Origin of the sequence: Limnospira sp. PMC 289.06 (genome assembly GCF_032350395.1) — a bacterium.
In the GTDB taxonomy this organism is placed as follows: domain Bacteria; phylum Cyanobacteriota; class Cyanobacteriia; order Cyanobacteriales; family Microcoleaceae; genus Limnospira; species Limnospira platensis.
Map to the genome: position 1 here is coordinate 1 of NZ_JARPLC010000142.1, position 10,920 is coordinate 10,920.

Below are 10,920 nucleotides of genomic sequence, written 5' to 3' on the forward strand. Positions count from 1 at the left end.
TGTACTTGCACTCATTTTGCACTAACTCCTAATAATGCGATCGCTTTTGAGTGCATTAGAATGGCGGTAGAATAGGGGTTATAGGCTATAAAACGGGTATCAGACCCGTTTTTGTCTGGGTATAGCAGTGAGCGCTGGAGTCGTCACAGACCTTAATTGTAAAAACGCTCGATCCGACTCCCGACTCCCTAATACCGAGTCCCTAGTCCCGAATCTGTAACCACACGATCGCTCATTGCTATATTTAACTGGATTTGATATGATTCGATCCAACCAAAATTTCCAAATCATCCGGCGATCGCCCTCAATCAAAAAAGGAGAGGAAATTATTTCCCCTCCTTTTAATGATCTAATGATCGACTATTTCTGCTCTTTCAACAAGCCGAGGATAGTATCCAGTTTTTCCTCAAGTTTTTGGTTTTTATCCTCCAATTTGGCAATCTTATCCAACAGTGCTTGATTTTCTGAAACTTCAGCCGCCACCCGCAATTTACGCACGTCCCGACCAAAGCCCATCAAAGCTGGACGTTCCACATAGGTGACGCGGTGCAGCACCCGCCACGCCTTGTTAGGTTTGCCCGCCTGGGTCTGGCGCAGTGCCCGCGCTTCTTCGTCGTTGCTGCGTAGCCATTCGGGATCAACCACATAGTTGAAGAAGTCTTGGAAGTGATCGGTGCTGCCTTCCAGGTAGAAGCTCATAAACCGATAGCGGTCTACTTTTTCTCCAGGCAGGATAGGCTGATCGTTGTAGTCGGTGATGCCCTTGTACTCTAATCCACCGAGGTCTACCGTTAGCTCAAAACCTTTACTACGAGCTTCAGTTTTGGTCATCGTTTGGGTCAAGTTTACCGTCGCCTGGGCGGTTAGCTCTGCGGTCGCCATGGCCCCAAATTTGGCTTCCGCCCCCAAGGCTGCATTCATCGTAAATGAACCACCGATGGTATGTTCAACTGTGTTGGCAAAGCTTTGTTGTTCTGAGCGCAGTCCACCATCGGCATCCCAGACATAGGTGTTGACAATGTTGCGTTTAGCAGCACGAATCTGTAGATCTTCCATTCGTCTCTGCCAACCAGCAAAGCTTTCTGTGGCTTGCACTCGTTTCTCTTGGTCAGTGATTTTGCTCTGAATCTCCGCTTGTTTGGCTTGGGTAGCCTGACTCTGTTTATCCACATTGGCATTGGCATTGGCTTGGAGATTTTGCTGTTTCGCCGCATCGGCAGCCTTCTTCTCCTCCTCGGTCATTTCGGTGGCAGGTTTATCTTCCTCTCGATTAACACCAATCGTGCTAGGTGCTGGGCCGCTGTCAATGTTCCGATTTAGGGAGGTTTCATCCAAGAGGCGCACATTGAAGTTAGAGAAGTACGATTCTCGCCGCTTGTCCTCTGCTTCGATCTGCTCCTTTAGGTCGTAGGCTTCTTTCAATCGGTAATAACTAGCCGGATAGAGGGAGCCATACTGCGATCGCATTTCGGGAACATGTTTGAAGAAGCGATCGCTGGTGGCACTACTGCCGGTCATGCCATCTAGGCTGCCGTTCATGGTGTAGGCCGGGTTCATCAAGAAGGTGATAGTATTCACATCCGGCGGCAGACCTTCCACAGGGCGCACTTGGTAGCCCACCATCTTGCCGCTGCGGGCTAGGCGGGTCACAAACACATCGGAGATGGCCGAGACCACCAGGGCATAGCCGATATTCTTGGGGATAAAACGGGTGCCCAAGTGGGGAAAGTGGGGAGTTACCTCAGGGGTGCCCCGCAGTTCCAGTTTGTCGGTCAAGCTGAGGGAAGAACTGGAGGTGATGTTGCTCTCGTTTAAGAACTGGTAGCTGAAGTCAAAGTTGCCTTTGAATCCGGCTCGCATGGTGGCGATTCTTGCACTGACGAAAAGACCAGCAGATGCCTCTGTCTCTGCCCCGGCAAAAATCTCTGCCGCTGCACCTAATCCGCTATCTTGGGCGCGGTTCCAGCTAAAGTCTACGTCTTCCGACATGGTGAGTTCCACCGAGGTGGCACCGTTGTAGTCTTCTTCGATGGTCAAATTCTCGCTGGGAACGGGAGGCGGGCCTTCAATGTACCCCAGCAGGGTCGGGGCAAACTGGGCGTTACCAATCCACTTCAGTTCTAGGGTTTCAATTCGCTTATCGGGTAGCAGCGTGGCCCCATTGGTGGTGGGCGCACCCAGGAAGCGCCGCATGATCGCCACCTTGCGCTTGGTGGCGGGTTCCAAGGTAACGGTGCTGTACTCCGCAGAGACTAAGGCATCGCCGCCAATGGGCAGGGTATTATCCTGCGTGGTTAAGGCTTCGTGGACAGTGCCATGACGGTTGCCCGCTAGATCTTGCACCTTGCGAGTGTTGCCTTCCAGCTTGACTTCATTCAGTGGGTAGTAAGCAACCAAATTAGGTTCCTTGCCGCCGAGTCGGGTATTCATGTCTGCCTGAATGTCTTTCTGGGTGCGGGCAACGTTCCAGATCCGAAGATCGGAAACTTGAGCATCTAAGTATTCATCAACAGACCAGTTACTGCGCCCAATGTAATTATTTTTGCGATTGATGCTATTCGGCAAGTGACAAGTTCCTGAGCGGAGGAGCTGACCATCCTTATAGACTTTGGCATTGCCGGAAGCGTCAATAGTTGCAGCAAGATGCGTCCATTCTCCAGGTATCAAGATATCTGCAACTTCGATTCTTTCCTGAACAGAAGAGCCTCGATTGACAGCAAACACTAGGGTATTGGTTTTGGCTGAATTAGCTAGCAGAATATTATCTGCACCGGATCCATTACCAAAATCAATGATTCTTGACCAGCTCTTGAGACTCTTATGACACACCCACACTTCTAAACTGAACCCTTCTGAGTAGTTAATATTCATCTCAGGCAAGGTGATGTGGTCGTTCACGCCATCGAATTGCATCACAGTATTTCCCAGATTACCAATGGGTACCGTGGAAGCCCACCAACTAGCACTAGATATCGTGCCATTGTTACTGTTGCCAGAATGATCGCGGACTTCTACGCCCGTCGCTTCACTCATGGGGTAGTAGGCTAGTAATCCTGGTTCATTACCACTGAGTAAAGTTTTGCTATTGATATTAATTTCCTCTTCACTGAGGGCATCACCCCAAATGCGAACTTCGGAAAGCTTGCCAAAGGGTTGTCCCCCAGGTGCATTACCAATAGTGCGAATAACACCAACCACTTTGAGAATTGCCTTCTTGATGGCTTCCACCTTCTGCTGTGCAGCAGAATCATTAGGTGTTTTTGTCAAACTTTCCTGGGCATCGGCTAGAGCCTTCGCTTTAGTGTCACCAACCTTTTGACCATCAATGTAGAACAGAGTGGTATCCCCTTTAGCGACTGCGGTCAGGTGATGCCAACCTGGAGAGAGCTGATCTAAATTGAAGCCACAGTCAAAGAATCTCTGTTCTTGAATGCCATCTCGTAAGTAGATACCTAACTGTTTGCCATCTTTTACTAAAACATGGTGCTCACTGTCTGAACGACTTAAGGTATTCCATTCCAATTTTTCAGGCAAGGGATAGACAAACCAAGCCTCCATGCTCCAGTCCATAGGTAGGGGCAATGCCGTATTTAAGGTCAAGACGCTCTTGCTAAGATTGAAGTTGAGGCAAGCTCGGTAGGCATCAGGAACCCATTGTTCAAAGGCGGCATTCCGACTATCAGCGGTGGCATCGTAGTTAGTCTGTCGCATCCGCCCTTGGGTATCGAAGTAACTCAGTTGGACGTTCCCTTCACAAGTTTCTAGGGCATGAAGCCGACTCGCTGGCTGCAAAAATCCGAGCAGTGCTCCTTGAGTCACTAAGTCATTGTCGTCTTTGGCAACTTCAGGCATTACCTGGGGCTTCACATGAGAATTACTGATGAACTTAAGAAAGTCTGTGTTCAGAGTATTTATCTCTATTTGCAATTGGGTCAGCAGAGAAATCACCTGATCCAATCGTTTTTCCCATGCTTCTTTTTCTTGATCACCAGCACTTAAAATTTGCCTGCTTACATACAATAGATCTCTCTTTTGCTTAAGCAGTTCAGTGATCTTTTGCCATGCTTGTCGAGATTTTTCTATCTCATCATTGACTTGCTCTTCCGTCTTGACAAGTTGCCATGGATTAGAACTCGAAGGCTTCATTCTCGTGGTTGGGAATGAACCACTATAATCATAGTTCCAGAACCAACCGTTGTATGTCGTCTGAATTGTATGATATTTTTGATCCACCTTGTTTAGCTGCCATTTTCCACCAGCGCCAGAACTCGAGGAGTACATTCTTACAGTTGGAAATGAGCCACTATAATCATAGTGACAAAACCAGCCGTTGTATGTCGTCTGAATTGTGTAATATTCTTGACTTATCTTGTTGAATTTCCATTTACCACCAGCACCAGAACTCGAAGGGTACATTCTTATGGTTGGAAAGGAGCCACTATAATCATAGTGACAGAACCAACCGTTGTATGTCGTTTGGATATGGCATACATAATTAAAAGGATTATTCACTTCATAATCATAATTCGATTTGCAATTCTTTTCTTGAATTTCAAGGTCTTGAATTTCGACAATCAATTCATTAACTCGTCTTCTGATTAGTTCAAGATCTTTAAGCCCTGCCAGTTTTTCTTCTAGCTCCTGTTTTTCATTTTTTAGCGTTATTTCTTGCATTTCTTTTCGCTTCAGATCTTTCAAATTTGCCATCGAATCAGCTTGATCATCTGCCAACATTTTTAAAGCCATATCATCGACATACTTTGCCGATGTAATCGAATCAGACAACAGACGAATGTGGTGCTTGCGAATTTCCAAGGAATTCCAGTTACCTTGTACCTTCGCAATTTCGAAGGAGCGCAGCAGACTGATCTCATCGGGAATCGTTAGGGTACAAGAAGCCCGATACCAGCCGTTCCCCAGATCTTCAAACTCATCTTGCACTGCCGAGACCGCAATGGTATCGTTGGCGCTGCGGCTGGTTTTACCCCAGTGGGAGAAGGTAAAGAGTTTAGTGTCCTGGCCACGGCCATCGGCATTGTTGAGATCTGCTAGCGTCACTGGTTTTGAAGCATTGACCTTGAACTCAAAGCTTTCTTCATAGGTGGCGCGTTGGCTGACGGCAAACAGGTCAGAATTGCTGTATTTAACTGCATTGGCTCCACTAGCCAGTTTGCGGCTGAGGGTAGCCGCACTGACGTAGGGATCGCCATAAACGGTACCCTCATTGCCGTGGATAGCGAAGTCACTCACTTTGCCTTCGGCAATGCCACCCAAGCGCCAATACCCTTCCAAGCCCACCTCTTTGCCCCGCAGTTGCAGGTACATATTATTTTTGATGGTTTCAGCACTTTGGGGCAGCGACCAGATCCGTACCTCGGCCAGATGCCCAGAGAAAAAGTCTTGGCCTACTTTTCCGAACTGATAATTGCTGGATGGATCACTGTAAAGCTTTTCCGGTACATTCTCAACAACAGCAAATTCCACACCATTTTTATAGAACTTGAATCTGTTGTCATCTTTTACCCAGGCTATATGAACCCAAGTCTCTGCCTGATCAAAGAAGTTGTTGAAGGTGCCGCTCAAGACAGACTCTTGGTTGGGAGCAGCAAACGCCATGTAGTGTAAGCCACCGTTGTCAGGTGTAATCCACAACGATGGTTGCCATAGATCATTGCCCATCACAGCTTGAGTTGCCCCAGTATTGATCTGCATCGGCTTTATCCAAGCAGAAATAGTGAAGTTTTTGTTTTTAGCAAAGGGGTTGGCAATTTCAATATAGTCGTTTACGCCATCCAGCACAATGCCACGCCGTTTGCGAGAGATGACCTTGATGTTGACAGCTTCCGCCTTGGCCCACCGCCGCTCAATGACAAAGTGATTATCATCAACGGGCTGCACCGGATAGGTATTGTCATAGTTTTCGGTGCCAATGATTTGCACCTCATCTCCATTTTCAAGACCGTGGTAGTCACAGGTAACGCGCAGCTTGCCGTCAGCGGTTTTCTCATAGGCGGCAATCATGCCATCGAAAATCAAGCCCGCTTCCTCTAGGTCTTCTTTTTCCCAATACCCTAGATTATCGGCGGCATTCGGTAGTTCAATCTCAAAGGTATGGTCGTCAATCTTCTGAGCACCATAGAGCCCACCCAGATCCTGGGTGCCCATAATCTTTACCAGATCACCATTGGTCAGTTCGCCAGCGTCTCCTTCGGTAGACACCTTCACCAGGTCTTCGGCATCATCAGCATCAGTACCCAGGGCCAATCCACGGATCACCCCCTGGGGTGGGGGCGTTGAATCTGCGAGGGCTTTGACTTCGTCTAGGGTATTGAGGGGCAACAAGATTTCCCGCTGACGACTGCGGGCAATAGTCCGTTCAGGAGTTTCATCAATTTCAGATAGGGTGCCATCTCCAGCAATGGCAAAGCTCAGAGCCGCTGCCCCTTTATCAGTAGGAATCGCGACCATGAGTTTAGTGGCACTTCGCAGCAGTTGGGTATCCCCAGATTGGGTTTCCTGTTCCTGCTGGAGATCATACTTGGTCGCTGACAGGCCATTGGTGATAGAGACCCCATCAATATCCAGGGTTCGCTGAATCACCCCTGGAATTTTCTTCGGCACTAAGGTCTCTTCGACTTCTTCATAAATAGTGTAGTCTTTGAGGTCAAAGAGTCCTTCCTTGGAAGCGCGAAGGGTCGTTAATTCAACTTTTTCACTTTGGCTGTTGTAGGCAAAAATATGCCACCGATGAACATCATTTTCAATAGTAGGCACTACTACCACAGAAAACCAACCTTTGTGCAGGTTGTTGACTAAGCAAAGTTCCGTTGTGGGTTCATAAAATAAATTGCCATTGGCATCTCGGAAGTCGAGGGTATCGACGTTGCTGAGGCCATTGCTGCCCATGGTCATAGTTTTGGTCGGAGTGTGCTTTTGCCGACTCCGCTTAAACCGGACTTCCAGTTTCCGATTTAGCTTGTTGGTCATGCCGTCCAGAACAAAGCGATCAACCAACAGGGTATTACTCGTGGATTGGCGGAACACATAGAGATGATCCAGGGCAGCAATCACCTGGACGGGAGCAACGGCGGTCATGCCTTGGGTCGAGTAGCGAGACCTTAGCAAATATCGACTCGGATCATTCTGGTAGGTGAGTTCAGCCTTCTCCTGCTCAATCACCGATTGATCATCCGCCTCATTCGGAAACTCTAGGGTTTGCCAAGTTTCCCAACCGGTTCTTTGGTCAGCAGGGGTATTTAGGTAACTATCTTCAAAACCATCCTGCTTCACCGTATAGAAAATCTTACCGCTGCTATCAGTGCCAAAGACAACAACCTTACCCTCATGGGTAATTGTACTAATATGTTGGAGTTTGTCTTGTTTTAGGTACATAAGTTCCTGTTTTGTTGAGAGATTCTACATTGTTAGCCAAGGACACGATCGCCGCTTCCCGGCCCGATCGCTCCCCTTGCAGTTGTCACGATGCTGATCACATTTTCCCTGATGCCAGTTTGGGGCTGGGACTAACGAAAAAAACCATCCCCCTTCAAAAAAAAGAGTGAATCCTAGTCGTTCTGTCGGTTACTGCACCCGCAAATGGGACGAGAAACTATCGGATAATTTTTTAATACCTTAGCCTTCAAGCGATGGCAGGAAGTCGATTCTTTTTATTTTTTTAATAAAGTCATGGAGCTGCCCGCAGAAAAGCGGCCACAGCTCCGTCAGGCCATCGAGAATTGAAATTACCTGGACATCAGGGGCAGCCGGTTTATGGATATATTTAAACTCTTAATAAACTCGGACTCATTAGCCTAATTTTAACCGATAATTTACGGATGTTTTGGGATGAGCCTGGTGGTGGACAACCGGTAAGGGTCGTCGTGGCGGTGGGCGATCGCTCCGCCTTCGAGAATCCCACCGACGGATGGGGCGCGGACTACCTGTGGATTGGCGACGTGACCGAACCCTTCACCCTCACGGGCTGCAGCAAACCGCCTCAAATCGGCTCTGGCTTACCCAATTCAAGTGGTGAATTGGGAAACGCAACCTGCCGGTCGAACCCACCCTGGCGATCAGTTTGGGGGTCGGAGCCCTGGCTATGACTCGCCTGCGCCGCCGCAACAGTTGATCGGCGATCGCCACATCAAAACCCTAAAACGCGCCCCACCTCCTCCCCCACCGCGCCATCCTCTTCGGCGGCGAAACATTTTCCACCCCGACGAAACCCACCCCAGAAGCGATCGCGAAGGGTCTCCACAGGAGAATCGCGAAGCGTTGACCCAGGAGAATCGCCTTTTGCCAAACACTGACGGGGGTAATCGCCATAGCTTTAAACAGCGAGGACCCCCTAGAAGCACCATTAAAAGGCTTCCCCCCAATAAGCGCGAATCTGATATCGGGCTTCCGGAAGCGTTGACCCAGGAGAATCGAAACCGGGTTAGGGGAGATTGGAGGATTCAAGAACCCACTTTCTGACCCTTAGCGGCAAAACTAGCTAAAATGTCAACAACCCCTAGCCCCCAACTCAAAAATGACTCAAACTCTTGATATCAACGGACTCACCCCAGAACCAATCGAGCCAATTCAAAAGATGATAGAAACCTTTAAAACTATTAATCACCAGCAGAAACAAGGCGATCGCCCACTAATAACTGACTCCACCAGCCCCCTCACCCAGCCTCAAAAAATAGTCAAAAAATATGGGAAAAATCGCAACCTAACAGAGGAACTGATTCAAGAACGCCGTCACGAGTCTATAGCAGTCCTAAATGATTTATAACATCTTCTTCTCCCCTCTCCCGTTCTGGGAGAGGGGTTGGGGGTGAGGGTCTTCCACAACTGATTTAGGATTGCTATATCCATGAGTAATGTAATCATGGATGCCTCTGCCATATTAGCATTTCTCAATCAAGAAAGCGGGAGTGAACAAATAACAGACTTGATTGACAATGCAACGATTAGCACCATTAATTTATCGGAAGTTATTGCTAAATTGGCATAAATTGGCATCTCAGAACCGGAGATTTGGTAAATTTTGTCCGACTTGAACTTAAAAATTGTTCCCTTTGATAAACCGCAAGCTCATATTGCTGGTATGCTACGAACCATCACTAAACCTCTAGGCTTATCCCTAGGCTATCGTGCTTGTCTAGGCTTGGGTCTTGTTCTCAATCAACCCGTAATCACCGCAGACCGCCAATGGAGTCAGCTAAATCTCAACCTCGAATTTCGAGTGATTCGGTAAAAAGGTTTCCCCCCAATCAACCGAATCTGATATCCGCCATTGAAACCGGTTTAGAGGAGATTTAAGCAGCAAAGAAACTAGGTTTTTGACCCTGGGCAGCAAAATTAGCTAGAATGTCAGCAACCCCTAGCCCACGACGAAAAAATGACTCAAACTCTTGATATCACCGGACTAACCCCAAAACCAATCGAGCAAATTTATCTAATGATAGAAATATTTAAAACTATCAATCAACAGCAGAACCAATCAGCCCCAGAAAATCTCTCGGAATTAGACCGGCATTCCTGGTTTTTTGAGAGCTAAATTCTCCCACCCTTTAATCGGACGATGCTTTATGGCAGGGGAAGCTAAACGAATTTATCTGGATATGAACATCCTGGCTTATGTTGCTAATACCAAAGCCCCTCAACATCAAGCCGCCTTAGAAATATTTAGACCGACCGAAAGGGAAATTTTGTGTGTCTCATCGCAGGTTTTAGCGGAATTTTACTCCTATATTACTAATCCCGCTATTTTAGCCACGCCTTTACAGCCAACGGAAGCAATTATCCGCATTAACCGGATTTGTCAGATGCCCCATATCTGCTTACTTTCAACTCCGGTGGAGCTGTTTGAAGGTTGGATTGGTTTATTGGCAGAAAGACCTGTAACCAATGGAGGAGTTTTTGATTTACTGCATATTTGGATCGTGTTAGCCCATGAAGTGAACAGCATCTACACGTTTAATATCAAGGACTTTTCTTGGTGTTCCCAAATTGAGGCGATCGCTCCGAGTCACCGTTAATCAACCCACCCAGAATCATCGCCTTTTGTCTGACGGGGGAAATAGCGATCGCGAAGCGTCTCGGTAGAAGCGATCGCCTTCCTCACGGACGACCCCCTAGAAGCGCCGTTAAAAGGCCTTTCCCCCCAATCAACCGAATCTGATGTCCGCCATTGAAACCTGGTTAGGGGAGATTTAAGCAGCCACCCAGAAACCCGGTTTCCGAACCCTCACCCCAAGTTCTCAAATTCGCTAAAATATCAGCAAAGTGCGAGACGTTTAGGAGTTCAATAGGGCTGAGATGCCCGAAATAACCTCCTAGTGGGGACTTCAACCCCTTGGTTGAATACAAGACAACTCGTTTCTGACCATCCCCATAACTGTTTATATGTCCCGACGTTTTGTATCACAAGATACCAAAACCAGGCAGGGAACCCCAGGTCAACATACTTTGTAATAAATCCTAACAATTTGTTACAAAGTATGTTGAGGGTAAAGGCGATAGCCACCCCCAGTTTCGGGAATCACAACTCTGGGATTGAAGCGGGGAACGGAAGGCGTGAAGTAGAACCTACTACCAAAAGCGACCACTGCCAACCATCCATGATTAGGGAAACCGAATGTCCGGCTTGAACCATCGTAAATATTTAGTAGCGCAATAAGTTTTTATACGCTGCGATCAAAAGAGTAAGGGGAATAGTAGGGGACTTTTGCAACTACCTACACAGACCTTTAAAAGTACCCCGGTGGAGAGGACAAATCTAAAGATGGAATGCCCATATAAACGGAACGTTGTAATCCCTCTAAGGCTCTGATTATCTGGTCGAGGTAATCAGTAGTGATAAGTGTAAGCGGATGGTGCGAGACGTTCGGGTATGAAATAGGGCTTAAATGCCCGAAATAACTACCCGGT

Annotated in this window: 7 protein-coding genes; 6 read left to right on the forward strand and 1 reads right to left on the reverse strand. The window is 47.6% G+C overall.

The window, feature by feature from the left end:
* Positions 1-360: 360 nt before the first annotated feature.
* The gene (locus P5674_RS20590) at positions 361-7,392 is read right to left on the reverse strand and encodes a LamG domain-containing protein (protein WP_006616945.1); all 7,032 of its coding nucleotides are present in this window, start codon (positions 7,390-7,392) and stop codon (positions 361-363) included.
* 636 nt (positions 7,393-8,028) lie between these two features.
* Here P5674_RS20590 and P5674_RS20595 point away from each other — a divergent pair.
* The 6 genes from P5674_RS20595 to P5674_RS20620 all read left to right on the forward strand — a co-directional run bounded on the left by P5674_RS20595 (position 8,029) and on the right by P5674_RS20620 (position 10,028).
* On the forward strand, positions 8,029-8,475 hold the full coding sequence (locus P5674_RS20595; protein ID WP_152088385.1) for a hypothetical protein: 447 nt from the start codon (positions 8,029-8,031) through the stop codon (positions 8,473-8,475).
* A gap of 55 nt (positions 8,476-8,530) precedes the next feature.
* Complete coding sequence (locus P5674_RS20600; RefSeq protein WP_006616228.1) at positions 8,531-8,779, forward strand: hypothetical protein; 249 nt, start codon at positions 8,531-8,533, stop codon at positions 8,777-8,779.
* Between the two features lie 81 nt (positions 8,780-8,860).
* On the forward strand, positions 8,861-9,001 hold the full coding sequence (locus P5674_RS20605; protein WP_008056147.1) for a hypothetical protein: 141 nt from the start codon (positions 8,861-8,863) through the stop codon (positions 8,999-9,001).
* A 33-nt stretch (positions 9,002-9,034) separates the two neighbouring features.
* Complete coding sequence (locus P5674_RS20610; protein ID WP_081471253.1) at positions 9,035-9,244, forward strand: twitching motility protein PilT; 210 nt, start codon at positions 9,035-9,037, stop codon at positions 9,242-9,244.
* Between the two features lie 144 nt (positions 9,245-9,388).
* Positions 9,389-9,547 (forward strand): hypothetical protein, encoded by a 159-nt coding sequence (locus P5674_RS20615; RefSeq protein ID WP_014277049.1) that lies wholly within the window; start codon positions 9,389-9,391, stop codon positions 9,545-9,547.
* Between the two features lie 31 nt (positions 9,548-9,578).
* Positions 9,579-10,028 carry a type II toxin-antitoxin system VapC family toxin gene (locus tag P5674_RS20620; protein WP_014277048.1) on the forward strand — a complete coding sequence of 150 codons (450 nt, stop codon included), beginning with the start codon at positions 9,579-9,581 and terminating at the stop codon, positions 10,026-10,028.
* The last annotated feature ends 892 nt before the right edge of the window (positions 10,029-10,920 follow it).